Origin of the sequence: Mycobacterium celatum (assembly GCF_002101595.1) — a bacterium.
Lineage (GTDB): Bacteria > Actinomycetota > Actinomycetes > Mycobacteriales > Mycobacteriaceae > Mycobacterium > Mycobacterium celatum.
On the sequence record NZ_LQOM01000011.1, the window covers coordinates 39,156 to 61,856 of the forward strand.

The following is a 22,701-nucleotide window of genomic DNA, read 5'->3' on the forward strand; positions in this document are numbered from 1 at the left end:
ATCAGACGGGAGGCTTGTTGGGGTCCGGGCGAAGATCGCGCAGCCTCGGCAGGCCCGGGTCTGACTGCACGTACTCGGTGACCGCTTCGGGCTGGATCAAACCGTAGCGGACCTGCAGGTCGACTGGGTTGAGTCCGAAGTAGCTGGCCACCTTGATCAGGTTGTCGGCGGTGATCAGCCTGCCCTCGCGCGCGGCCTTGTAGTAGGCGGATTTGCGGTAACCGAAAGCCTCGTAGACCTCGGTCGCGGCAAGCGGGCGGCCGACCAGATAGGGCAGCACCACCGCCGGGTCTTTGTCGCGGTCTTCCATGCCCTGGCACATTAGACCTCTTCAATGAACGCAGCTGCACCCGACGGGAACCCGGGTCGGTGTGTCGGCCGTCTGTGGTCTACTTTGATGGACATTTGTCCACAATGTGATTAGCGGTCAGCCTGGAGGCGTTCGTCATATGGGATCTGCTAATGCCGCGCAGTGCCTTGAATGCGGGAAGGCGTTCACTGTCAGCCACGGTAGCGGGTTCTTCTTTCACCTGCTGCGTTGCGGCGAGTGCGGCAGAACACGGGCGATCGGGTTCGACGAGTTGGGCGACCTTCACCTGCGTTACCTCAAAGGCTCCCCGACGCCGCACTGCGTGGCCAGCGCCAAGCACGACGAGCTCGTCCGGGAATACGTTGACGGCGAGCCCGTTTCGGCGACGGACTATTGGGCCGGTGTTGAAGCGCTGGCCGGGCGTTGTGGCTGCGGAGGCAAGATCACGCTCGATGCGCCGCCGCGTTGTCCGGCCTGCCGCTCGGTGAAATTCGAGGAAGGCCCCGAGCTGATTCGGTACGACTGAGCCGACTGGCGGACACCGACATGCTTTAAGGTGGTAATTAGCGGCTCTATGTTGTGACGTGGTCGTGACGTCCGGGGTCTGACTGGCAAGCAAACTCATGTGGAGGGGTAGTGGACATCGTCCTCGGTGTGTCGATGGCGCCCACAACGGTCCGCATGGTGCTGGTCGAGGGTCAAAACGCCGACGGAGTCACCGTCGATGAAGACGGCTTCGAGGTGCCCGCCGATGCCGACTTGGCAAATACCGGCGTGGCCGATCAAGTCATCGCCGCGATCTTGGGTACCCGCGAAAGCGCGGCCGAGGGTGATTACCACCTGGCGTCGACCGGGGTGACCTGGACCGACCCGGCGGAAGCCGCCGCTTTGCGCGACGCGCTGGCCGCCCACAAGGTCGAAAACGTCATGCTGGTCTCGGCGTTTCTGGCTGCGGCCGCGCTGGCTCAGGCCGTCGGCAGCGCTGTCGGGTACGCCCATACCGGGCTGCTGTTCCTCGAGCCGGAGACGGCGACGCTGGCGATCGTCGATTCCGCCGACGGTTCCATCGCCGACGTGCGCCGCCGGCCGCTGTCCGGCAGCGACGCAGCGACCGAGTTGGCCGACATGATGGCGGGGCTCGAGGCGCTGGAATCACGCCCCGACGGGGTCTTCGTCGTCGGCTGTGGGGTTGACGTCACCGCGATCAAGCCGCGACTGGAGACCGCGACCGCACTGCCGGTCAACGCTCCCGAGGAGCCGGAAACGGCGCTGGCCCGCGGCGCAGCGTTGGCGGCGGCGAATGCGCCGCTGTTCGCCTCGTCGACCGCAGCCGTTGCCTATGCGCAGGTTCCCGATTGGACGACCGCCGAAGTGGTGGAACCCGGTGCCGCAGCAGACCTTTCGGGCTTTGATGACCCCTACGCCGTCGACGATGCCGACTTCGGCGAAACCGAACACGGGCGAAAGCCGTTCCTGGTGGCCCTCAGCGTGATGATGGTTTTTTTCGTTGGTGTGTTGGCCCTGGTCATTTCGCTGGCGGTCGCGGTGCGTCCGGCGGTCAGTCAGCGGCCAAGCTCCGGGGGAAACCTCGTCGTACCCGCCGAGCGGATGCCGGCGCCCGCTCCCAAGGCGGAGGTTCCCGCGCCTCCGGCAGCGCCGCCGAACAAGGTTGAGCAGCCTGCGCCCGAGGTGCAGCAGGTTCCTCGCGAGGCACCTGCGCCGGAAGCGCCGGCGCCGGCGCCCGCGCCCGCGGCCCCCGCACCGGCACCCGTCGCTCCGGCACCCGTCCAGGTGCCCGCGGCTGCAGCACCAGCGCCGGAAGCCCCGGCGCCCGCGCCGCAGGCTCCACCGGCCCCGCCGCCCGCGGCCCCTGCACCCGTGCCCGTGCCGGTACCGGTGCCCGTCGCGCCGGTTGTCCCGCTACTGCCGCCGATCTTCAATCCGCCCGGCAACAGCTCCCCGTGGCAGCCCGGCGGCGGTGACCGTGACCGGGGCGGCTGGCAACCGGGCGGCGGTGACCGTGACCGGGGCGGCTGGCAACCGGGCGGCGGTGGCGGATGGTTCCCCGGCGGTGGTGATCACGGCGGTGGTGGTCGCGGCGGTGGCGACCACGGTGGCGGCTTCGGCGGCTTCGGCGGCATCGGCGGCGGGTTCGGCGGCTTCGGCGGTGGCCACGGCGGCTTCGGCGGCCGCGGCCACTGACCGGCCAGAACCTCGAAAACCGTTGTCGCGCTGAGCCTTACGCCGGCGGTGGAGGCGGCGGACCCCACGGCGGCATCGGGCCAGGAGGCGGGGGCGGCGGCGGAGGCCCCCATGGCCCGGGCGGCGGTCCACCCGGAGGCGGCGGCGGGGGTGCACCCGGTGCGGGCGGCGGAGGTGCCGGCTCGCCCGGCGCCGGCGGATGCTGAGGCGGCTCCGCGCGCCGCGGATGCGGCACGGGCGGGGCTTTCGGCGGCGGTGGCGCGGGTGGCATCGCCTCGGGCGGAGGCCCAGGGGGCACGGCGTGCGGCAGCGGGAACGGTGGCGGCGGTGGCCGCAGCGGCGCGTCGGCGCTGGTCTGCCAACCCGGCGGGGGAGGCGCCGGCGTCGACGTGATGGCGATGACCGCGGCGGTCAGCAACGCGCCCACGATGATCCCGACTACCCCGGCGGCGGCTGCGACGCCGACCGGATGGCGCTGCGCGGACGACCCGCTCCATCGTCGACGCGGCTGCGCTGCAACGGTTTCGGCGACGGGCGGCGAGCTTTCTGGTTCCGGGGTCAGGTTCTGATTCTCTTCGGCGTTCATGGCCGTGACGCTAGGCAGCGAAGTTGAAGTGAACCTGAAGAACCTGCCGCCGTCGTTTCTTCAGCCTGATCTCAGATAGGCGGCGTTAAGAATGAGACATGGCCGATTGTCGCCGTGCGGAGTTCAGTGTCGGCACACCGCGGGTGCTGGTGGTGGAAGACTCCGAGACCATCCGCGAGATGGTCAGCGAGGCATTGTCCGACGCCGGCTACCACACCGAAGCCCGGCCCGACGGCAACGACCTCGAGGAGGTCCTCGACGGGTTCCGGCCCGACCTCGTGGTGCTGGATGTGATGCTGCCGGGCCGCGACGGGTTCGCGCTCATCGACGTCATTCTCGAATGGGGAAAGGCGGGCATCGTGCTGATCACCGCCCGCGACGGCTTACCGGACCGGCTACGCGGCCTGGACGGCGGCGCCGACGACTACGTGGTCAAGCCGTTCGAGCTGGCCGAGCTCGTGTCGCGCGTCGGCGCAGTGCTGCGGCGACGCGGCCGGCTGCCGGAGGTCGTGCAGCTCGGCGATCTGATGCTCGACGTCGACGCCGGTGTGGCCGCGCGCGGTGGTCACCGGCTGGATCTGACGGCCACCGAACTGCGGCTGCTGGCATATCTCGTGGAGCAGCGCGGCCGGATCGTCAGCGCCGGGCAGATCCTCAACGCGGTGTGGGGGTACGACGCCTACGACCCCAACCTGGTGCAAGTGCACATCAGCGGGCTGCGCCGCAAGCTCGAGGCGCACGGGCCGCGGATCTTGCATACCGTCCGCGGCATCGGCTACCGCTTGCAGCCGCAGCGATCATGACCGCCGAGGCCGCGACGCCTACGCCGTCGCTGCAGCGCCGGGTGACGATCATCGTGCTCGGCCTGTTGGCCGTGCTGCTGCTGATCCTGGGCGTCACCATCGACGTAACCCTGGGCGTTCAGGCGCGGCGCAACCTGCACGACCGGCTGGTCGCGGCCACCGCCCGCGCCGACGCGCTGGCCGCCGCGCACACGCCGCCCGCCCAGCTCGCCGCCGAACTCACGGGCGGCAGCGTGCGGGCGCTGCTGATCACTACCGACGGCGCCACCTACGGCGACCCGGGCATCAGCCCCTACGCCACTGCCGGCCCGACGGTGCCACCGCCGCCGCCGCCGTGGTGGTGCATCCTTTGCCGGCCGGCGGGCGGGTGATTCTGGTCGCCGACACCACACAGACCACCCAGGTGACGAGGCAACTGCGGCAGCTGATGATCGGCGCCGGCGTGGCTACGCTGCTCGTGGCGGCGCTGCTGTTGGTCGCCGCCAGCCGGGCGGCGCTGCGGCCGCTGGACCGGTTGACCGGGCTGGCCAAAGACATCACCACCGGCGATCGCGGCAGGCGACTTCACCCGGATCGCGTCGACACCGAATTAGGCCGGGCGGCAAGCGCTTTCGACGGCATGCTGGATGCGCTGGAAGCCTCCGAACAGCGCGCCCAACGGGCCGCGGAAGCCGCGCAGCGAGCGGAGGCAGCGACCCGGCGCTTTCTCGTCGACGCGGCTCACGAGTTGCGCACCCCGATCGCCGGGATCCAGGCCGCCGCCGAGCAGCTCGCCGGCTACGCCGGCCAGGAGGAAGCCGACCCCGAGGCGCGTCGTCAATATCACCGCGCGACACTGCTGCTCTCCGATGCGCGACGTGCGGGCCGGCTGGTCGCCGACATGCTCGACCTGAGCCGGATCGACGCCGGGCTGCCGCTGGACCTGCAGGACGCCGACCTGGCGGCCGTCGTCGACGCCGAGGTCGATCGTGCCGCCGTGCTGGCGCCGCAGCTGACTATCACCCGGACCGGCGCCGACACGGTGGCCGTGCGCGCGGATCCCACGCGGGTGGCGCAGATCCTGTCCAACCTGCTCGACAACGCCCGACGGCACACCCCGCCCGGCGGTCGCGTCGCCGTCGACCTGCAAAAACGTGACCGGACCGCCGAAGTGACCGTGACCGACACCGGTCCCGGGATCCCTGACGACGAGCGCGAGCGCATCTTCGAACGGCTGGTTCGCCTCGATACCGCCCGCGCCCGCGACCATGGCGGCGCCGGCCTGGGGCTACCTATCGCCCGGGCACTGGCTCGCGCTCACGGCGGCGACCTGACGTGCCTGCCGCACCGCGGCGGGGCTCGGTTCCGGTTGACGCTGCCGGTTGCTCGATAGTCAGCCAGTAACAGCCGGCTCCGCGGCATCCTCCGTTTCCGCCAACTGAGCGCGGTGGTGTCGACGGTGATGACGGATTTCGTAGGACAGCAGCGAAACTCCGACCACCCCGGTGCACAGCGACACCAGAAACAGCAGCGGGCTGACGTCGCCGGTGAGCGCATCACCCAAGATCACGATCGCGGCCGTGCCGGGAAACACCCCCGCCAGGGTGGCCAGCGTATAGGGCAACACCCGCACGGCCGACGCGCCGACGGCATAGTTGAGCACCGAAAACGGCACAGCGGGAATCAACCGCAGCGACATGACCGCCGGCCATCCGCGGTTACGGAGCCGCGCGTCGAGCGTTTCGACGGCCTGGTGCCGAACGAGGCGGCTCAGCTGCCAGCCGGCGGCCCGGACCAGCACCAGCGCAATCACCGCGCTGGTCGTACTGGCGACGACCGCCAGCGCGACGCCCAGCACCGGCCCGAACAGCAGCCCGGCGGCCAGGGTGAACGCTGTGCGGGGAAACGGCAGCACGGTCACGACGATGTGGGTGGCCAAAAACGCCAGCGGGAACCACGGCCCCACCGAGGTGGCCCAGTCGCGAAGCTGGACCGCGGTGGGCAGCGGAACAAGCAGCGCGACCGCCACAATCACCGCCACCGCCCCAGCCGTCGCCAAGATCCGCCGGCTGGGCACCTGACGTGCCGTCGCGACCACGGCAGATGCCAGGCCGCGCAAGGTCTCGGCGATTGTCCTGGTCGCGGAGGCCGTCACGAGACCCAAGCTTACGTGGCCGCCGCTGAACAACCCGTTGTGCGCACCTGGCGTTTCCCGACCGGCTCCAGCGCGCCGACGCCCATCAATTAGCCTGGTTAGCAAGTGCAAGTCCCGACCAGGGGGCTGCCGCTTGCTGCGACAACAGGAGACGCCGGTGTCTGTTGATGTGTCCGCCGAGCCCGCCGACCTGGAGCAGGGCCGGGCCCGCTGGCGTGAGGCGGTGGCCGGCGTGCTGGCCAAGAGCACACGACGCGACGTCGACGAGCTGGGTCCCGAACCGGAGCGGCTGCTGGACAGCCCGACATACGAGGGCTTTGCCATCCGGGCGCTCTACACCGCGTTCGACGCCCTGCCGGAACCACCCTTGCCCGGCGAGTGGCCCTTTGTCCGTGGCGCCGACGCGCTGCGCGACGTCAACTCCGGCTGGAAGGTCGCCGAGGCGTTCCCCGGCAACGGCGCCGACGACAACGCGGCGGTACTGGGCGCGCTCGGCAACGGAGTAAGTGCGCTGCTGCTTCGGGTCGGGGAAGCCGGGGTAGCGCCGGCGCAGCTCGAGCAGCTGCTGGCCGGGGTCTACCTGAACCTCGTGCCGATCGTCGTCGACGCGGGCGCCGACTACACCGCGGCCGCCGAGGTCCTGCTCAAGCTGCTCGCCCGGCTCGACGACGACGCGACGCTGTCCGTCGACCTGGGCGCCGACCCGCTGACCGCGCCGCTGCGCGGCCGCGAAGCCCCGTCACTCGACGACGTGATCGCAATCGCCGCCAAAGTGGCCGGCACTCACGGCGTGCGGGCGATCACCGTGGACGGCGCGGCACTTCACAATCTCGGCGCCAACGCCGCCTGGGAGCTGGCCGGCAGCATCGCGGCCGCGGTGGCGTATCTGCGGGTGCTGGCCGAATCGGGCATGGCGATCGAAAAAGCGTTGCGCCAGATCAGTTTTCGGGTCGCCGCCGACGACGACCAGTTCATGACGATCGCCAAGATGCGAGCGGCGCGGCAGCTGTGGGCGCGGATCGCCGAGGTCGTCGGCGAACCGGCCGGTGGTGCGGCCGTCATACACGCCGAGACCTCGTGGGCGATGATGACCCAGCGCGATCCGTGGGTGAACATGCTGCGCACCACGCTCGCCGCTTTCGCCGCGGGCGTGGGCGGCGCGGACACCGTGCTGGTGTTGCCGTTCGACGTGGCGATCCCCGGCGGATTCCCGGGCATGTCGACGAGCTTCTCGCGTCGCATCGCCCGCAACACCCAGCTGCTGCTGCTGGAGGAGTCGCACATCGGGCGGGTGCTCGACCCTGCGGGCGGATCCTGGTTTGTCGAAGACCTCACCGAACAACTGGCGCAGCAGGCCTGGCAGCATTTCCAGGCCATCGAGGCTCGCGGCGGATTCATCGAAGCCCGCGGCTACGTGGCCGAGCAGGTCGCGGAGATTGCCGCACGCCGCAGCGACGACATCGCGCACCGCCGCACGGCCGTCACCGGGGTCAACGAATACCCGAACCTCGGTGAACCCCCGCTGCCGCAAGCGGATTCGTCGTCGACGGTCAAACGCTACGCCGCACGCTTCGAGGCGCTGCGGGATCGCTCGGATGCCTTCCTGGAGCGCACCGGCGCGCGCCCGCAGGTTCTGCTGCTGCCGCTGGGACCGTTGGCCGAGCACAACATCCGGGCCACGTTCGCTGCCAACCTGTTGGCGTCCGGCGGCATCGAGGCCGTCAACCCCGGGCCGGTCGATGCCAACGCTGTCGCACAAGCCGTCTCGGACGCCGGGTCACCTGCCATCGCGGTCATCTGCGGGACCGACAAGCGCTACGCCGCGGAGGCCGCGGATGTCGTCGAGGCGGCCCGCAACGCCGGGGTGGAGCAGGTCTACCTGGCCGGGCCCGAAAAGGCTGTGGAAGGCGCCACGCACCGCCCCGATGAATATCTGACCGCCAAAATCGATGCAGTAGAAGCGTTGTCGAGTCTGCTGACCCGGTTGGGAGCCTAGCCACGATGACTACAACCAAGTCCGCCGTCGGCAGCTTCGCCGATGTCCCGCTGCACGGCGAGCGCGCCGCCGAGCCCGCCACCGAAGCCGCTGTCGAAAAGCACGTCGCCGCCGCCGCGTCGGCGCACGGGTACACCCCGGACCAACTCGACTGGCACACGCCGGAAGGCATTGTCGTCAAACCGCTCTACATCGCCGCCGACCGCGACGCCGTCGTCGCCGAGGGCTACCCGCTGGACAGCTTCCCGGGCGAGCCCCCGTTCATCCGCGGCCCCTACCCGACGATGTACGTCAACCAGCCGTGGACCATCCGCCAATATGCGGGGTTCTCCACCGCCGCCGAGTCCAACGCGTTTTATCGCCGCAATCTGGCCGCCGGTCAGAAAGGTCTGTCGGTGGCGTTCGACCTGGCCACTCACCGCGGCTACGACTCCGATCACCCACGTGTGCAGGGTGATGTCGGAATGGCCGGTGTGGCAATCGATTCCATCCTGGACATGCGTCAGCTGTTCGACGGTATCGACCTGTCCAGCGTCAGCGTGTCGATGACGATGAACGGGGCCGTGCTGCCGATCCTGGCGTTGTATGTCGTGGCCGCCGAGGAGCAGGGTGTGCCGCCGGAAAAGCTGGCCGGCACCATCCAGAACGACATCCTCAAAGAGTTCATGGTGCGCAACACCTACATCTATCCGCCCAAGCCGTCGATGCGGATCATCTCCGACATCTTCGGCTACACCAGCGCGAAGATGCCCAAGTTCAACTCGATCTCGATCTCCGGCTATCACATCCAGGAGGCCGGTGCCACCGCCGATTTGGAGCTGGCGTACACGCTGGCCGACGGGGTGGATTACATCAAGGCGGGCCTGGACGCCGGGCTGGACATCGACAAGTTCGCACCGCGGCTGTCGTTCTTCTGGGGCATCGGGATGAACTTCTTCATGGAGGTCGCCAAGCTGCGCGCGGGCCGCCTGCTGTGGAGCGAGCTGGTCAGCCAGTTCCACCCGAAGAACCCCAAATCGCTGTCGCTGCGCACCCATTCGCAGACATCCGGGTGGTCGCTCACCGCGCAGGACGTCTTCAACAACGTGGCGCGCACCTGCATCGAGGCGATGGCCGCCACCCAGGGGCACACGCAGTCGCTGCACACCAATGCGCTCGACGAGGCGCTGGCCCTGCCCACCGACTTCTCGGCGCGCATCGCCCGCAACACGCAGCTGGTGCTGCAACAGGAGTCGGGCACCACAAGGCCGATCGACCCGTGGGCCGGCTCGTATTACGTCGAGTGGCTGACTCATCAGCTGGCGCAGCGTGCTCGCGCACACATCGCCGAGGTCGGCGAGCACGGCGGGATGGCCCAGGCGATCGACGACGGTATCCCGAAGCTGCGCATCGAGGAGGCCGCCGCGCGCACCCAGGCCCGCATCGACTCGGGACGCCAACCGGTGATCGGCGTCAACAAGTACCAGGTCGACGAGGACCACGAGATCGAGGTGCTCAAGGTCGACAACAGCCGGGTGCGCGCCGAGCAGTTGGCCAAACTGCAAGAGCTGCGGGCGAATCGCGATCAGGAGGCGGTCGACCGTGCGCTGGCCGAGCTGACCCGTGCCGCCGCCGCGCACGGTCCCGCCGGCGAAGACGGGCTGGGCAACAACCTGTTGGCGTTGGCCATCAACGCAGCCCGGGCCAAGGCCACCGTCGGCGAGATCTCCGACGCGCTGGAGAAGGTGTACGGACGTCATCAAGCCGAGATCCGAACTATCGCCGGGGTTTACCGTGATGAAGCCGGAAAGGTGAGCAGCATATCTAAAGCCACCGAACTCGTCGAGAAGTTCGCCGAGGCCGACGGTCGCCGGCCGCGGATCTTGGTGGCCAAGATGGGGCAAGACGGCCACGATCGTGGGCAGAAGGTGATTGCAACGGCGTTCGCCGACATCGGTTTCGACGTCGACGTCGGGTCGCTGTTCTCCACTCCGGAAGAGGTGGCCCGACAGGCCGCCGACAACGACGTGCATGTGGTCGGGGTGTCCTCGCTGGCCGCCGGCCATTTGACACTTGTGCCCGCCTTGAGGGATGCGCTCGCAGAGGTAGGCCGCCCCGACATCATGATCGTGGTCGGCGGGGTCATCCCGCCCGGTGATTTCGACGAGCTCTACGCCGCCGGGGCCACCGCGATCTTCCCGCCGGGAACAGTCATCGCCGACGCCGCAATCGGCCTGCTACACAAGCTTGCCGAGCGGTTGGGGTACACCCTTTAGGTACATGGCAACCGAGAACAGCGACAGCGTCGACGAACTCGCGGCTGCTGTTCGTGGCGGTGACCGTGCCGCACTGCCGCGGGCCATCACGCTGGTGGAGTCCACCCGCGCCGATCACCGAGAGCAAGCCCAGCAATTGCTGCTGGCGTTGATGCCCGACGCCGGAAACGCCCATCACGTCGGGATCACCGGCGTTCCGGGGGTAGGCAAGTCCACCGCGATCGAGGCGCTCGGCATGTATCTGATCGAGCGCGGGCATCGGGTGGCTGTGCTGGCCGTGGACCCGTCGTCGACCCGCACCGGTGGATCGATCCTCGGCGACAAAACCCGGATGCCGCGGCTGGCAGCGCATCCGGACGCCTACATTCGCCCGTCCCCGACTTCGGGCACATTGGGCGGGGTGGCCAAAGCCACCCGGGAAACCATCGTTCTGCTCGAGGCAGCCGGATTCGACGTGATTCTGGTCGAGACCGTCGGCGTCGGCCAATCCGAGGTCGCGGTCGCCCACATGGTCGACACGTTCGTGTTCCTGACCCTGGCGCGGACCGGAGATCAGTTGCAGGGCATCAAAAAAGGCGTTCTCGAGCTCGCCGACATCGTCGTGGTGAACAAGGCCGACGGCGACCACCTGACCGAGGCGCGATCAGCCGCGCGCGAGCTCTCCGGTGCGATCAGGCTGATCTACCCGCGCGAAACCCTTTGGCGTCCACCCGTCCTCACGATGAGCGCGCTCGAGGGAACCGGCCTGGACGAGCTGTGGGAAACCGTCGAACGCCATCGCCACGTGCTGAGCGACGCCGGTGAATTCGAGAAGCGCCGACGCGCCCAGCAGGTCGACTGGACCTGGCAGATGGTTCGCGACACGGTGCTCGAGCGGGTGCTGTCCAACCCGGAGGTGCGCAAGATCCGCGCCGAGGTGGAGCGGCAGGTCATTGCCGGGGAATTGACGCCGGCGATGGCCGCTCAGCAAATACTTAACGTTGCATCAGGCTAACGGAAGGATAACTTCAAAGTTGTTTGCGGACGCGGTCGGTAAATTCGATGGTATGAAGCTTGAAGTCGTTGGCAACCGGCGGTCGATGCTGCCGAGCGGGGTCCTCGGTGCGGCAGATCCACACTTTGCCTGTGCGGTTCGCAGCTTTGCCAGCATGTTCCCCGGCCGTCGGTTCGGCGGCGGCGCACTGGCGGTGTATCTCGACGGGGAGTCCGTGGTTGACGTCTGGACAGGATGGTCCGACCGGCGCGGGCGTGTCCCGTGGTCGGCGGACACCGCCCCGATGGTGTTTTCGGCGACCAAGGGCATGGCCTCCACCGTCATCCACCGACTGGCCGACCGGGGCCTGATCGACTACGAGGCACCGGTTGCCGAGTATTGGCCGGAATTCGGCGCGAACGGCAAATCGGACATCACCGTCCGCCAGGCGATGCGGCACCGGGCCGGCCTTTCCGCGTTGCACGGCGCCAGCAAGGAAGACTTGCTGGATCACCAGTTGATGGAATCACGGTTAGCGGCAGCGCCGGCCGGAAAGTTCCTTGGCAAACCCGCCTACCATGCGCTGACCTACGGGTGGCTGATGTCGGGACTGGCTCGGGCGGTCACCGGCAAGGGCATGCGCCAACTGTTCCGCGAGGAGCTGGCGGGGCCACTGGGCACCGACGGCCTGCATCTGGGCCGGCCGCCTGCCGACGCGCCTACCCGACCGGCGCAGATCATCATGCCGCAAAGCGCCATTCCCAATCCGCTATTCAACGCGGTGGCCCCCAGGATCGCCGCGCTGGAGCTGTCCGCGGGAATGGGCGCCATGTACTTTCCTGGCATGAAAGCCGTTGTGCAGGGCGATATTCCGCTGCTTGACGGTGAGCTCCCCGCCGTGAACGGGGTGGTGACGGCGCGGGCGCTGGCCAAGATGTACGGCGCGATCGCCAACGGCGGTGAGATCGACGGCACTCAATTCTTGTCCCGCGAGTTGGTCGCCGGGTTGACCGGTCGGCGCAGCCTGCGGTTGGACCGCAATATCGGGGTGCCGTTGTCGTTCCACCTGGGCTATCACAGCGTGCCTTTCAACGTGATGCCCGGATTTGGCCACGCCGGACTGGGCGGCTCGATCGGATGGGCCGATCCGGCAAGCGGATTGGCGTTCGCGTTCGTGCACAACCGCTTGCTGTCGCCGTTTGTGCTGGTGGATCACGCCGGGTTCGTCGCTACGGGCGCCTTGTTGCGACGGGGCGCCGCGCAGGCCCGCAGGGACGGGTTCGAGAGAGTCACCGACTTCGGGTCGCCGTTCCCCGAGTCGGGAGCCGTTGCGGGCTAGGTATCTTCCAGCCGGAAGCCGACTTTCATCGTCACCTGAAAATGGGCGACGCTGCCCATCTCCAGGTGGCCGCGCACCGATTGCACCTCGAACCAGTCGAGGTTACGGGTGGTCTCCGCTGCGCGGGCCAGTCCGTTGCGAATCGCCGTGTCGATACTGTCGGTCGACGTTCCGACAATCTCGATCACCCGGTAGGTGTGGTTGCTCACGGCGCCTCCCACAGACGCAAAGCTGCTGCCGCCCGATCGGCTCAGTAGTTGTTGCAGGTGGTGGCAACCTGCGCGATAGTGCCGAGATACTGCTGAGCCTCAGGCACGCCCTGCAACTGCTGGATCATCTGTTGGCGCTGCGGCGGCGGTGAGGCGAGGAACCGACGCAACGCGGACTGCGCCATCGGCGACGAGTTGAACTGCGCCGCGGCTGCCGGGTCCTGCGCGTTGAGCGCCGACACCACTTGCGGGTAGCTGCAGGTGGTGTTCACGGCCGGATCCAGCGGATCTGCGGATGCGACACCGGCCGCGGCGGCCAGGGACAACGCCACACCACCAACAGCGGTGGCGAGTCTGCTCAACGACAGTGTGACCATGTGGGGACACCTTTCCCGGTAGTGACCATCGACATTAGTCGGCGACGGCATCAAGCGAACGGTTACGTCTTTTATCGAGGCTACCAGCGTGCGCGTTACAGGCCGCTGGCGTCGAGCCGAACCGGCGGCACACCCTCGGAGTCGACTTGTCGGACAACCACTCCCAATTCGCACGATGCCGGCCTTACTGGGTCGCTTCGCGGATGCGCCGGTGTTCGGTTGTTTGCGGCCGGTTTGAAATCCGCAGAATCGGATATGATCCCGCCATGCTCCCCGACGACACGGGCAAAGATCTGGCCACGGTGCTCTCGTACATGGCGGGCCGATCGCTGAGCAAAGAGGAGCTGTGGACGGCGATGGAATTGCCCCGGTCCACCTACTATGACCAGCTGGACAAGGGGACCCTGATCACCGCGGACAACCTGCGGAAGGCCGCGGGGAACCTCGGCGTCAACAGGGCCGAGTTGCTGGCCCGGTACAGGTTGATCGAGCCCGAGGAAGTCTTGTCCCTGGCGGCAGAACTTCGCGGAGAGCACCGGGTGCAGGCCGCGTCGGTGACCACCGACGTGAAGAGCCTTCCCAAGACCCGGAAAAAGGTTTCCGAAATGAAGCCCCGTCCGGACGCCCCGCCGCTGTAGAGCGTGCGCGCCTACGGGCGCACGACGGGTCGCTCGAACCACTTGGCCTTTTGGCGCCACGCATGTGCCGAGGCCAACGCGAACACCGCCCCGCAGGCACACGCGAACAGCCAGACCAGGCCCACGGCCGATGGCCCCTGGATCGGCCTGACTAACGCGGTGCTGATCCGCACGACGCAGGCCATGACCCCGCAGGCCGAAGCCACCAGGTACACAGTGGCGATGCGTCGCGACCGAGGGTCTCTGCGCAGCACCAGCAGTGCCCGCATGCCGTACCCGAGCAGGTATGCGAGTGTCCCGCACAACAGCAGCCAGTACATGGTCAGCCAGAAGTCGGTGGGCACCGCGAAGAAGTCCGGCCGATAGACCTTGCTGCCGTTGCCGAGGGAAAAGGTGGCCAGCAGCACCGGGATACATAGCGTGGCGGGTCGTTCGACGAACTGCTTGAACGACGCCTGCATTGTGTCGTCGTCGGCGAGCCGGCCCAGGGCGTTATAGACGATTGCCGATGCCGCAACGATGTAGCAGTCGTGCCCGAGGTAGTCCTCGATGTTCCAGTTGCCGGTGAGGTCGTGCAGCGCGACCCCGAGCGTCGCCGATACCGGGGGTGACATGAGCACCACTGCGCATCCCTGCAACGCGATGTTGAGGGTGGCGGCCACCTCCCACCGGCAGTGCCACGTCACTCGACGGATCCATAGGCTCCACGAGATAGACGACAGGGTGAGGAGGATGAGGACGCCGAGAGCCATCGGAGATGCTCTACGCCCTCGCGTCCGGCATTGTCCCGAACCCAGCCACTTCGTCGCCTCCTCGGAGCAATCGCCTGCGCAACGCAAGACGCAGACGTCCAGGTCATATTAGCGCCAGCGCCAGTCCGCAGTTCGTCAATGACGAACCCAGCCACGCGGGTTCCGAGCCTTGATTGACGCATCAGTCAACAACTCTTTAGTGTGCCGGTATGTCGCAACCGGTGGCGCGGGCGTTGGTGCTGGAGGCGCCGCGGCGGTTGGTCGTGCGAACGTTTCCGGCCCCGGCGCCTGGCGACGACGACGCGCTGATCCGGGTGGCCGCCTGCGGGCTGTGCGGCACCGACCACGAGCAGTACACCGGCGTACTGTCCGGCGGGTTCGCGTTCGTTCCCGGCCACGAGACTGTCGGGACCATCGAGGCGATCGGACCACGAGCGGCTCAACGCTGGGGGGTGGCCGCCGGGGATCGGGTGGCCGTCGAGGTATTCCAGTCCTGTCGGGCCTGTCCGGCGTGCCGGGCGGGGGAGTATCGGCGTTGCGAAAAACACGGATTGGCCGACATGTACGGGTTCATTCCCGTCGACCGCGAGCCCGGGCTGTGGGGCGGCTACGCCGAATACCAATACTTGGCGCCCGACTCGATGGTGTTGAAAGTGCCAGCCGGCCTCGATCCGGTAATCGCAACGTTGTTCAACCCACTGGGCGCCGGAATACGCTGGGCCACAACAGTTCCCGGCACAAAGCCGGGTGACGTGGTCGTCGTGCTCGGTCCGGGTATCCGTGGGCTGTGCGCGGCGGCGGCTGCCAGAGAGGCCGGCGCCGGGTTCGTGATGGTGACCGGTCGTGGTCCGCGCGATGCGGAGAGGTTGGCGCTGGCGTCGAACTTCGGCGCCGACCTGGCCGTCGATGTGAGAGTCGACGATCCGGTGGACGCGTTGAAGCAGGCCACCGGTGCGCTGGCCGATGTCGTCGTCGACGCCACGGCCCGGGCACCAACGGCATTCGCCCTGGCGATCGCGCTGGCCCGCCCTGCCGGAACGGTTGTCGCCGCCGGCACCCGCGGATTCGGCGTTGGCGCACCGGGGTTTTCACCCGACTCGCTGGTGGTCAAGGAGTTGCGGGTGCTGGGCGCGCTCGGCGTCGACGTGGCCGCCTACCGGGCCGCGCTTGATCTGCTGGTGTCCGGCCGCTACCCGTTCGCGAGCCTGCCACGCCGCTGCGTGAGCTTCGACGACGCCGAAGACCTGCTCGCCACGATGGCAGGCGAGCGCGACGCTGTCCCGCCAGTTCACGGAGTGCTGATCCCATGACCGAACCTCGCGTCCCCCCGCTGCCCCTAGACGAGGCCAAGGCCGCTGCCGATGAAGCCGGCGTGCCCAATTACATGGCCGAGCTCAACATCTTCCAGGTGTTGCTGAACCATCCGGGCCTGGCGCGTGGGCTCAACGATCTGCTGGCCACAATGCTGTGGCACGGCACGCTCGACTCGCGGCTGCGTGAGCTGGTGATCATGCGGATCGGTTGGCTCACCGCCTCCGAATACGAGTGGACGCAGCATTGGCGCGTTGCGCAGGGCCTCGGGGTGTCCGCCGACGATCTGCTGGGGGTGCGGAATTGGCAGTCGTACAAGGGGTTTGGCGCAGTGGAGCGGGCGGTGCTGGCCGCCACGGACGACGTGGTGCGCGACGGCGCGGTGAGTGCCGAGAGCTGGGCGGCGTGTGAACGCGAGCTCGGTTCCGACCGGGCGGTGCTGATCGAACTGGTCACCGCGATCGGCGCGTGGCGGATGGTCGCTTCGATTCTGCGCAGTCTGCAGGTGCCTCTGGAAGAGGGCGTCGCCAGTTGGCCGCCCGACGGAACCCCGCCGAGTGGCCAGTTATGACACGAGATTTGGCAAAAAACGTCTAATAAGTGGCCACTCGGCGGGGTTAAACAATCCGATAGGTCTGCACGGCGTGCGCTACGACGTTGCCGTCGGTGTCAGTGGCGGTGATCTCGGTGAACGTGAGCTCCTTGCGCCGGCGGGTGGTCCGGGCATGGCAGAGCAGGTCGCAATGCTTGGCCGCGCCGGTGTACTGGATGCTCATCGCGACGGTGGAGGCCCGCATGCCCTTGTCGAAGTCGTGGTTCGACCAGGCCGCGGCGGCGCCGGCGGTGTCCATCACCGACGCGATCACCCCGCCGTGGAAGTAGACGCCGTCGTTGGTGAGGTCCTCGCGGAACGGCAGCCGGACGGTGACGTCGTCGGGCTCGTAGCGCTCGAACACGATGCCCAACCCGGCCAGAAACGGCGTCGTGGGCATCAGATCCCGGACCGCCAGACGGTGCTTATGCTGCTGCTCGTCGGTCAGCTGGTCCGCCATGACCCGCACCCTACGTGTGATTGACACGTCAATCAATAACTCGGTAGCGTCATCGCCGTGCGAACCAGAGTCGCCGAACTGCTCGGCGTGGAGTTCCCGATCTGCGCGTTCAGCCACTGCCGTGACGTGGTGGCCGCGGTGACCAATGCGGGCGGCTTCGGTGTCCTCGGCGCCGTCGCACACAGCCCGCAGCGGCTGGACACCGAGTTGGCGTGGATCGAAGAACAAACCGGCGGCAAGCCCTACGGTGTCGACCTGCTGCTGCCGCCCAAATACGTCGGCGCCGAATCCGGCGGCATCGACGCGCAGCAGGTGCGGGAGCTGCTTCCCGACGAACATCGCGCCTTCCTCGACGAGCTACTGGACCGCTACGGAATTCACGGTCCCGCAGGGTCTTTGCCGCCCACCGCGGGCCTCAACGTCTCGCCGAAGGGCTACCAGCCGCTGCTCGACGTCGCCTTCGACCACGACATCCGCCTGGTCGCCAGCGCACTGGGCCCGCCGCCACCCGACCTGGTCACGCGCGCCCACGACAACGACGTGCTGGTGGCCGCGCTGGCCGGCACCACCGAGCATGCCCGGCGGCACGCTGCCGCGGGGGTCGACCTGGTCGTCGCGCAGGGCACCGAGGCCGGTGGCCACACCGGCGAGGTGGCGACGATGGTGCTGGTCCCCGAAATTGTGGACGCCGTTGCGCCGACGCCCGTTCTGGCCGCCGGCGGGATCGCCCGCGGGCGGCAGATCGCCGCGGCGCTGGCGCTGGGCGCCGAGGGGGTGTGGTGCGGATCGGTGTGGCTGACCACCGAGGAGGCCGAGACGCTGCCGGTGGTGAAAGACAAATTCCTGGCCGCCTCGTCGTCGGACACCGTGCGGTCGCGGTCGCTGACCGGCAAGCCCGCCCGCATGCTGCGCACCGCGTGGACCGACGAATGGGAGCGGCCTGAAAGCCCTGCGCCCCTTGGCATGCCATTGCAAAGCGCGCTGGTCGCCGAGCCGCAGCTGCGGATCAACCAGGCCGCCACCCAGCCCGACGCCAAGGCACGCGAGCTGGCGACGTATTTCGTCGGCCAGGTCGTCGGCTCGCTGGACAAGGTGCGTCCGGCGCGGTCGGTGGTGCTCGACATGGTGTCGGAATTCATCGATGCCGTCGCGCGCCTCGACGAGTTGGTCGATCGGTGAGCCCGGCCGTCACCCGCACCCGCCGGCGCCGTGCGGTCAGTGATGAGGACAAGTCGGCCAGGCGCGACGAGATCATGGCCGCGGCCAAGAAAGTCTTCGCGCGCAAGGGTTTTCATGCCACCACGATCGCCGACATCGCCAAGCAGGCGGGACTGGCGTACGGGTCGGTGTACTGGTACTTCGACTCCAAAGACGAGTTGTTCCATGCGTTGATGGCCGTCGAGGAGCAGGCTTTGCGCGCTCACGTGTCGGCCGCGGTGGCGGCCCCCGCCGACGGCGTGGAGCCGTTTCGCACCGCCGTGCAGGCCACGCTGGAGTTCTTCGAAGCCGACAAGGCCACCGTCAGGCTGCTGTTCCGCGACGCCTACGCGCTGGGCGACCGGTTCGAGAAGCACCTCGGCGGCATCTACGAGCGGTTCATCGACGACATCGAAACCTTCATCGTCGTCGCCCAGGAGCGCGGCGAGGTGGTGCCCGCGCCGCCGAGGATGGTGGCCTACACGCTGGCGGCGCTGATCGGTCAGCTGGCGCATCGACGGCTGTCGACGGACGACGGCGTCACCGCGGCCGAAGTCGCGGATTTCGTTGTCGCGCTTGTCCTCGACGGGCTGCGCCCGCGCTAGCCGTATGCCTTGCGTTGCCCGCTGGTAAACCTACAGCGGCCGTTCAGTGAATTCACAGGTGTGGTGAATTGACCCGTTCCAGTTCTTCGTGCATCATCGGTTTCGTAAGCACCTCGTTAGGCGAGGCGTCTACACGGATACAGGCCACTGACCCCGAACGTCGAGAGACGCCCAGGGTCAGGACAGCTCCTCCCGGCTTAAGGGTTGAGCCCAAGTGGCTTCCGGGTTCCGGATACGCCGTGTAGTGCCGAAGCTCTGACGAGTGGGGTGCGGCTTCCCGAATCTATTCGGGTTCTGTACTCCTGCTTGCGTGCAACCAGCGCGGACAACCGCGCGTGACGTAGCCGTGAGGAGGTGAGGGACGCATGAGTTCCAGTGACAGTCCGGACCGATATCCGGGCTCTGTTTCGTCCCGATCCGGCCTCCGGCACGCCGCTCTTCGCTGAGCCAGCGCCTACGCCCCGACGGTCCGGTTCGGACGGGACATACGAATCCTGTTGTGCCCGTTTGATTTCCGCCTAGGAGGCGACCATGACCGCTGTACTGTACGACGACGTGGTAACCGCGACGCCGACGCCGAAGCTGCGGGTAGTTCCTGCCCCCAAGCCGGCGGCCGCGCCGGCGTCGAAGCAGGCCTCCCGGCGGCCCGATCGCCCGTTCGGCGGCGACCCGCTGGTCGACGGGGCTGCCCGGCTGTTGTGTGTTCCGCTGCGGCAGCTCTACGCCGCGCTGTGGCGGGCGGGCATCCTGGAAGTCAGCGCCTGACGACTCTCGCTCCCGGGTACCGAGGTGATTTCACCTCGGTCCCGGGAGCGTTCTATGTCCGGGCCGCGGCGATCTCCGCCGGTTTCGCCAGCGGCTCGTGGGGGTCGAGGTGCACTCCGCCGGCCTTCAGCGTGGTGTCCAGCAACAGCCAGACCCACTCGGCCAGCTGGCCGATCAACTCCTCCTGCGAATACGCCCCCGGCTGCTGTAACCACTGCCGTGCGGCCGAATCGACGAAGCCGACGATCCCGAACCCCAACGGCTCCGCCGGCCGCGGGTCGAGCCCGAAGGCGTTCAGATAGTCGGCCAATAGCTGGGCCAGCAGAGCGCCGACGGCGGTTCGGATGTACGTGATCGCGTCGGGAGCATCGGCCTCGTCGGTCAACAAGTGGCAGGCCAAATACAGATACAGGTTGGTGTGGGTTGTCAGCCAGCGGATATGCGCCCCGACACCGATCGACACCATTTCGAGCGGGCTGCCGCTGGGCTTCCACACCGGTTCCAGCTCGGTGATCAGCATCCCCGCCGCCCGTCGCGCCACCTCGCGATGCAGGTCGCCGGCGCCGTCGAAGTAGCGGTACAGCTTGGTCCGGGTGACCCCCACCTGCGCGGCGATCTGCTCGATGGACGTCGCGGGCCCGCATTCCGCGATCGTGTGCAGTGCCGCCTCCACGAATTCGGCGCGACGCCGCTCCCGTTGCCCGGCCCAGCGAACCGCCCGGCCGTCGACGGCTTCAGACACTGAACGGCTCACCTTAAAGCCCAGTCTTTACAGGGACGTGATGTACCCCTATTCTACCTGGTACGCCGCGTACCGCGAACCAGAGGATCCGAGGATGCATCAGCTGGGGGTGGGTCTGCAATGACCGATACGACGCCGACACTGTGTTCTCTGCTCGCCTCCGACGTCGGTGACCCTACCGTCGCGGCTGACGTCGCCCTGGCAAGGACTCACCTTCAGGGCCCCGGCCTTGCGGTGATGACCGACACCGACGGTGCATACGTCCACCGCTGCGACGGCAACGCGTTGGTTCAGGACCTCTCGGACGTGGGTTACCTTGGCATGCAAGGCATTCAGGCGTTGCTGGCGCTGGCGGAAGACTGTGCGAGGGCCGGCGTGGGGTGGCTGCGTCACGCCTGAGCCGCGATGAGCGCGGATAACCCGTCTTTGTAGGCGGCGAGGCTGTGCCGCCAGCCGATGTCGATCGGGCCGCCGCTGTCGACCATGATCTCGGTGCCCACGTGCACGTAGGGCGACGGTGGCACGTGCGGCACGATGTCGAGGAAATTGACCACCCGAAAACAGCTTTCGATGGCGGCGTTGAACGCGGCGGCGAAGTCGGACAGGCCGACGCGCGGGCTGGCGAACGTGATGAGCCGCGGTTCGATCGTGTTCGGCGGCATGCCGCGGAAGATGTCCGGCGCGGCGAGCACGGCCAGCGCCGCGCCGAGGCTGTGCCCGGTGATCAGGATCTGGTCGCAGCCGCTGCTTACGGCGGCGAGGTTCGCGGCGATGCTGGCGCGGACGAGCTCGTAGACCTCCTGAAAGCCGCTGTGCACCTGCCCGAATCCGCTGACCGGGCGGTAGTCCTCGGGAACCGCGTCGAAGTCGGCCACCCAGTCGGCAACATCGGAGCTTCCGCGAAACGACACAAACGCGGTGCGCGTGGCCGCGCTGTGGCCCATCAACCCGAAGATGTTGGTGTCCTTGGTCATTGCCTTGACGGCGGGATGCGGGTCGGTCATCGCGGCAAGCACGGCGGTCTGGACCTGGATCAGCGCGCTCTGGGTGAATCCCGATGGCAGCACGGCGGGGCTGCCGTCCATCACGGTGTAAGCCGCCGCCGCCAGCGGCAGGGCCACGTCGCGAGCAAACGACGCATCGAATGCCACAGCCGCAGTCTAGGGACGACATCGCAGGTTCCGTGTGGCTTTCACGACGGCTAGCGTTAGCCCATGGCGACCGATCTGACGCTGTATGTCGACGACGACCCAGGCGAGCTCGCCCGGGTCGGCGACGTGCTGGGCGAGGCAGGAGTGAACATCGCCGGTCTGTGCGCCGTCACCAGCGGCGGGGGACAGGCCAAGATCCACATCCTGGTGCAGGACGCGACGCCCGCGTTCGAAGCGCTGCAGGGCGCGGGGATTGAAATCGCCGAGGAGCAAGAGGTGATCGTGCTCGACGTGGAGGACCGGCCCGGCGGGCTGGCCGAGGTGGTCCACAAATTAGGCGCCGCGCAAGTCAACCTGGAGACCGTGTATCTCGCGACCAACACCCGGCTTGTGCTGGCCGCCGACAACCTCGCCGACGCCAAGGCCGCACTCGGCTGAGCGGCTGCTACGGAGCCAGCCGGGTGACGGCACTCCAGCGCTTGTTTCCCGGGTTACGGGGGTCAGGCGCGGGCATGCACGCGGCGAAGCGATATGGAAAAGGCAGCCTGCCGAAGCGGTACGCGGCCTGCAATATCGGCTCGGTCTCGACGGGGTTCCAGCCGAGGTCTTCGAAGTAAGCCAGCCCGTTTTCGGGACCGAATCGAAACGGCGCGTTGGCCATGATGCCCCTGGTCTTCCTGCCCATCCACTTCTTCAGGCCCGCACCCCAGAATTCGAGCACCCACCAGGCGATCTCGGGACGCCTCAACGCCCGTGCCAACGCGGCGACGTCGTCGGGCTCCAGGTACATCAACAGCCCCTCCGTCAAGACCATCGCCTTGTGGGTACCCTCGAGCGCCTCCGTCAAGAACTCGTCGCGGGCTGCGGGGTCGGCGAGGTCGACCGCCCGTCGGCTCAGTTGGCACCGCGGTGTCTGGTCGGCGAGCAACTGCTCCTTCTCCGCCAGCAGCGCCGGCAGGTCCGCTTCTATCCAGGTGAAATCCGGCGGCAGGTCCAGGCGGTACGGCCGGGTGTCCAGTCCGGCGGCCAAATTGAGTACGCGATCGCAGCCTTCGCCGATGGTCTTGGCGACGATGTCGTCGATCAGCTTGGTGCGGGCCACCAGCGCCCAGCTGACTCGCGGGGCTGCGGCCACGATGGCATGGCCGCGCTCACCGGCGAGCCGCTCGGCGAGGTGGTCGTGGAACAGCGCGTCGGGGCGGACGGACTCGGTGGCTCGATAGGCCGCGATCCAGCGGGCGGTGTCGGAGACATTGGCGATCAGGGTGTCGGCCCCCGCCTCGGGTCGTGTCATGCAACCGACC

At 68.0% G+C, this 22,701-nt stretch carries 25 protein-coding genes, 1 pseudogene and 1 riboswitch; of the genes and pseudogenes, 16 read left to right on the plus strand and 10 right to left on the minus strand.

Annotation, left to right across the window (positions count from 1 at the left end; genetic code table 11):
- Window position 1: 1 nt before the first annotated feature.
- The gene (locus tag AWB95_RS01615) at window positions 2–310 is read right to left on the minus strand and encodes a hypothetical protein (protein ID WP_085167498.1); all 309 of its coding nucleotides are present in this window, start codon (window positions 308–310) and stop codon (window positions 2–4) included.
- 139 nt (window positions 311–449) lie between these two features.
- Here AWB95_RS01615 and AWB95_RS01620 point away from each other — a divergent pair, with 139 nt between their 5' ends.
- Together AWB95_RS01620 and AWB95_RS01625 are read left to right on the plus strand one after the other, a co-directional pair.
- Entirely contained in the window at window positions 450–836 is a 387-nt protein-coding gene (locus AWB95_RS01620; protein WP_062541567.1) for a hypothetical protein, read from the plus strand.
- Between the two features lie 110 nt (window positions 837–946).
- Window positions 947–2,512, plus strand: coding sequence for a DUF7159 family protein (locus AWB95_RS01625; RefSeq protein ID WP_180275991.1), 1,566 nt, complete (start codon window positions 947–949; stop codon window positions 2,510–2,512).
- Window positions 2,513–2,549: 37 nt separating this feature from the next.
- Here the strand turns inward: AWB95_RS01625 and AWB95_RS23430 are convergent, their stop codons facing one another.
- On the minus strand, window positions 2,550–3,098 hold the full coding sequence (locus AWB95_RS23430; protein ID WP_139818442.1) for a hypothetical protein: 549 nt from the start codon (window positions 3,096–3,098) through the stop codon (window positions 2,550–2,552).
- 98 nt (window positions 3,099–3,196) lie between these two features.
- On the opposite strand from AWB95_RS23430, the gene AWB95_RS01635 reads away from it, so the two are divergent.
- Together AWB95_RS01635 and AWB95_RS01640 are read left to right on the plus strand one after the other, a co-directional pair.
- Window positions 3,197–3,901 carry a response regulator transcription factor gene (locus tag AWB95_RS01635; RefSeq protein WP_062541904.1) on the plus strand — a complete coding sequence of 235 codons (705 nt, stop codon included), beginning with the start codon at window positions 3,197–3,199 and terminating at the stop codon, window positions 3,899–3,901.
- A pseudogene (locus tag AWB95_RS01640) lies at window positions 3,898–5,273 on the plus strand (sensor histidine kinase). The gene AWB95_RS01635 and the pseudogene AWB95_RS01640 overlap by 4 nt, the downstream one beginning before the upstream one ends.
- Here the strand turns inward: AWB95_RS01640 and AWB95_RS01645 are convergent.
- Window positions 5,274–6,035 (minus strand): TVP38/TMEM64 family protein, encoded by a 762-nt coding sequence (locus tag AWB95_RS01645; protein WP_085167502.1) that lies wholly within the window; start codon window positions 6,033–6,035, stop codon window positions 5,274–5,276.
- Between the two features lie 157 nt (window positions 6,036–6,192).
- On the opposite strand from AWB95_RS01645, the gene mutA reads away from it, so the two are divergent.
- The 4 genes from mutA to lipL are packed head-to-tail and all read left to right on the plus strand — an operon-like array spanning window position 6,193 to window position 12,598.
- On the plus strand, window positions 6,193–8,031 hold the full coding sequence (gene mutA, locus AWB95_RS01650; RefSeq protein WP_085167504.1) for a methylmalonyl-CoA mutase small subunit: 1,839 nt from the start codon (window positions 6,193–6,195) through the stop codon (window positions 8,029–8,031).
- Window positions 8,032–8,036: 5 nt separating this feature from the next.
- Complete coding sequence (gene scpA, locus AWB95_RS01655; protein ID WP_062539527.1) at window positions 8,037–10,286, plus strand: methylmalonyl-CoA mutase; 2,250 nt, start codon at window positions 8,037–8,039, stop codon at window positions 10,284–10,286.
- Window positions 10,287–10,290: 4 nt separating this feature from the next.
- Window positions 10,291–11,280, plus strand: a complete 990-nt coding sequence (gene meaB / locus AWB95_RS01660) for a methylmalonyl Co-A mutase-associated GTPase MeaB (protein ID WP_062539528.1) — start codon at window positions 10,291–10,293, stop codon at window positions 11,278–11,280.
- Window positions 11,281–11,332: 52 nt separating this feature from the next.
- Window positions 11,333–12,598, plus strand: coding sequence for an esterase/beta-lactamase LipL (gene lipL / locus AWB95_RS01665; RefSeq protein ID WP_062539529.1), 1,266 nt, complete (start codon window positions 11,333–11,335; stop codon window positions 12,596–12,598).
- Here the strand turns inward: lipL and AWB95_RS01670 are convergent.
- Window positions 12,595–12,807: a dodecin gene (locus tag AWB95_RS01670; protein ID WP_062539530.1), complete on the minus strand. Its 213-nt coding sequence runs from the start codon at window positions 12,805–12,807 to the stop codon at window positions 12,595–12,597. The genes lipL and AWB95_RS01670 overlap by 4 nt on opposite strands.
- A 41-nt stretch (window positions 12,808–12,848) precedes the next feature.
- Window positions 12,849–13,184, minus strand: a complete 336-nt coding sequence (locus AWB95_RS01675) for a hemophore-related protein (protein ID WP_062539531.1) — start codon at window positions 13,182–13,184, stop codon at window positions 12,849–12,851.
- Between the two features lie 266 nt (window positions 13,185–13,450).
- On the opposite strand from AWB95_RS01675, the gene AWB95_RS01680 reads away from it, so the two are divergent.
- Window positions 13,451–13,822, plus strand: coding sequence for a hypothetical protein (locus AWB95_RS01680; protein ID WP_062539532.1), 372 nt, complete (start codon window positions 13,451–13,453; stop codon window positions 13,820–13,822).
- Window positions 13,823–13,833: 11 nt separating this feature from the next.
- On the opposite strand, the gene AWB95_RS01685 is transcribed toward AWB95_RS01680, so the two are convergent.
- Window positions 13,834–14,574 (minus strand): hypothetical protein, encoded by a 741-nt coding sequence (locus tag AWB95_RS01685; protein ID WP_062539533.1) that lies wholly within the window; start codon window positions 14,572–14,574, stop codon window positions 13,834–13,836.
- A gap of 209 nt (window positions 14,575–14,783) precedes the next feature.
- Between AWB95_RS01685 and AWB95_RS01690 the strand changes: the two genes are divergently transcribed.
- Window positions 14,784–15,884 (plus strand): zinc-dependent alcohol dehydrogenase, encoded by a 1,101-nt coding sequence (locus tag AWB95_RS01690; protein WP_062539534.1) that lies wholly within the window; start codon window positions 14,784–14,786, stop codon window positions 15,882–15,884.
- Complete coding sequence (locus AWB95_RS01695) at window positions 15,881–16,456, plus strand: carboxymuconolactone decarboxylase family protein (RefSeq protein WP_062539535.1); 576 nt, start codon at window positions 15,881–15,883, stop codon at window positions 16,454–16,456. Before AWB95_RS01690 ends, AWB95_RS01695 begins: the two co-directional genes overlap by 4 nt.
- A gap of 46 nt (window positions 16,457–16,502) precedes the next feature.
- Here AWB95_RS01695 and AWB95_RS01700 read toward each other — a convergent pair whose 3' ends face one another.
- Entirely contained in the window at window positions 16,503–16,937 is a 435-nt protein-coding gene (locus AWB95_RS01700) for a PaaI family thioesterase (protein ID WP_062539536.1), read from the minus strand.
- A 57-nt stretch (window positions 16,938–16,994) separates the two neighbouring features.
- Here AWB95_RS01700 and AWB95_RS01705 point away from each other — a divergent pair, with 57 nt between their 5' ends.
- The 3 genes from AWB95_RS01705 to AWB95_RS01715 all read left to right on the plus strand — a co-directional run bounded on the left by AWB95_RS01705 (window position 16,995) and on the right by AWB95_RS01715 (window position 19,504).
- Window positions 16,995–18,116: an NAD(P)H-dependent flavin oxidoreductase gene (locus tag AWB95_RS01705; RefSeq protein WP_085167506.1), complete on the plus strand. Its 1,122-nt coding sequence runs from the start codon at window positions 16,995–16,997 to the stop codon at window positions 18,114–18,116.
- Window positions 18,113–18,739, plus strand: a complete 627-nt coding sequence (locus tag AWB95_RS01710; RefSeq protein ID WP_062541638.1) for a TetR/AcrR family transcriptional regulator — start codon at window positions 18,113–18,115, stop codon at window positions 18,737–18,739. The genes AWB95_RS01705 and AWB95_RS01710 overlap by 4 nt, the downstream gene beginning before the upstream one ends.
- 105 nt (window positions 18,740–18,844) lie before the next feature.
- A riboswitch (M-box (ykoK) riboswitch) is annotated at window positions 18,845–19,013 on the plus strand.
- 257 nt (window positions 19,014–19,270) lie between these two features.
- Window positions 19,271–19,504: an Rv1535 family protein gene (locus tag AWB95_RS01715; protein ID WP_085167508.1), complete on the plus strand. Its 234-nt coding sequence runs from the start codon at window positions 19,271–19,273 to the stop codon at window positions 19,502–19,504.
- A gap of 52 nt (window positions 19,505–19,556) precedes the next feature.
- Here AWB95_RS01715 and AWB95_RS01720 read toward each other — a convergent pair whose 3' ends face one another.
- Window positions 19,557–20,246 (minus strand): TetR/AcrR family transcriptional regulator, encoded by a 690-nt coding sequence (locus AWB95_RS01720; RefSeq protein WP_062541050.1) that lies wholly within the window; start codon window positions 20,244–20,246, stop codon window positions 19,557–19,559.
- Window positions 20,247–20,366: 120 nt separating this feature from the next.
- On the opposite strand from AWB95_RS01720, the gene AWB95_RS01725 reads away from it, so the two are divergent.
- Complete coding sequence (locus AWB95_RS01725; RefSeq protein ID WP_062541051.1) at window positions 20,367–20,645, plus strand: hypothetical protein; 279 nt, start codon at window positions 20,367–20,369, stop codon at window positions 20,643–20,645.
- Here the strand turns inward: AWB95_RS01725 and AWB95_RS01730 are convergent.
- Window positions 20,636–21,397: a lipase family protein gene (locus tag AWB95_RS01730; protein WP_062541052.1), complete on the minus strand. Its 762-nt coding sequence runs from the start codon at window positions 21,395–21,397 to the stop codon at window positions 20,636–20,638. The genes AWB95_RS01725 and AWB95_RS01730 overlap by 10 nt on opposite strands.
- A gap of 63 nt (window positions 21,398–21,460) precedes the next feature.
- Here AWB95_RS01730 and AWB95_RS01735 point away from each other — a divergent pair, with 63 nt between their 5' ends.
- Window positions 21,461–21,835 (plus strand): amino acid-binding protein, encoded by a 375-nt coding sequence (locus AWB95_RS01735; protein ID WP_062541053.1) that lies wholly within the window; start codon window positions 21,461–21,463, stop codon window positions 21,833–21,835.
- Between the two features lie 7 nt (window positions 21,836–21,842).
- Here the strand turns inward: AWB95_RS01735 and AWB95_RS01740 are convergent, their stop codons facing one another.
- Window positions 21,843–22,691 carry a class I SAM-dependent methyltransferase gene (locus AWB95_RS01740; protein WP_062541054.1) on the minus strand — a complete coding sequence of 283 codons (849 nt, stop codon included), beginning with the start codon at window positions 22,689–22,691 and terminating at the stop codon, window positions 21,843–21,845.
- Window positions 22,692–22,701 lie beyond the last annotated feature (10 nt).

Excerpts from the sequence above, each read along its gene's own strand:
- AWB95_RS01615 (WP_085167498.1), bottom strand. The coding sequence starts at position 310 with ATGGAAGACCGCGACAAAGACCCGGCGGTGGTGCTGCCCTATCTGGTC.
- AWB95_RS01620 (WP_062541567.1), top strand. The coding sequence starts at position 450 with ATGGGATCTGCTAATGCCGCGCAGTGCCTTGAATGCGGGAAGGCGTTC.
- AWB95_RS23430 (WP_139818442.1), bottom strand. The coding sequence starts at position 3,098 with ATGAACGCCGAAGAGAATCAGAACCTGACCCCGGAACCAGAAAGCTCG.
- AWB95_RS01635 (WP_062541904.1), top strand. The coding sequence starts at position 3,197 with ATGGCCGATTGTCGCCGTGCGGAGTTCAGTGTCGGCACACCGCGGGTG.
- scpA (WP_062539527.1), top strand. The coding sequence starts at position 8,037 with ATGACTACAACCAAGTCCGCCGTCGGCAGCTTCGCCGATGTCCCGCTG.
- meaB (WP_062539528.1), top strand. The coding sequence starts at position 10,291 with ATGGCAACCGAGAACAGCGACAGCGTCGACGAACTCGCGGCTGCTGTT.
- lipL (WP_062539529.1), top strand. The coding sequence starts at position 11,333 with ATGAAGCTTGAAGTCGTTGGCAACCGGCGGTCGATGCTGCCGAGCGGG.
- AWB95_RS01675 (WP_062539531.1), bottom strand. The coding sequence starts at position 13,184 with ATGGTCACACTGTCGTTGAGCAGACTCGCCACCGCTGTTGGTGGTGTG.
- AWB95_RS01680 (WP_062539532.1), top strand. The coding sequence starts at position 13,451 with ATGCTCCCCGACGACACGGGCAAAGATCTGGCCACGGTGCTCTCGTAC.
- AWB95_RS01685 (WP_062539533.1), bottom strand. The coding sequence starts at position 14,574 with ATGGCTCTCGGCGTCCTCATCCTCCTCACCCTGTCGTCTATCTCGTGG.
- AWB95_RS01690 (WP_062539534.1), top strand. The coding sequence starts at position 14,784 with ATGTCGCAACCGGTGGCGCGGGCGTTGGTGCTGGAGGCGCCGCGGCGG.
- AWB95_RS01695 (WP_062539535.1), top strand. The coding sequence starts at position 15,881 with ATGACCGAACCTCGCGTCCCCCCGCTGCCCCTAGACGAGGCCAAGGCC.
- AWB95_RS01700 (WP_062539536.1), bottom strand. The coding sequence starts at position 16,937 with ATGGCGGACCAGCTGACCGACGAGCAGCAGCATAAGCACCGTCTGGCG.
- AWB95_RS01715 (WP_085167508.1), top strand. The coding sequence starts at position 19,271 with ATGACCGCTGTACTGTACGACGACGTGGTAACCGCGACGCCGACGCCG.
- AWB95_RS01725 (WP_062541051.1), top strand. The coding sequence starts at position 20,367 with ATGACCGATACGACGCCGACACTGTGTTCTCTGCTCGCCTCCGACGTC.
- AWB95_RS01735 (WP_062541053.1), top strand. The coding sequence starts at position 21,461 with ATGGCGACCGATCTGACGCTGTATGTCGACGACGACCCAGGCGAGCTC.
- AWB95_RS01740 (WP_062541054.1), bottom strand. The coding sequence starts at position 22,691 with ATGACACGACCCGAGGCGGGGGCCGACACCCTGATCGCCAATGTCTCC.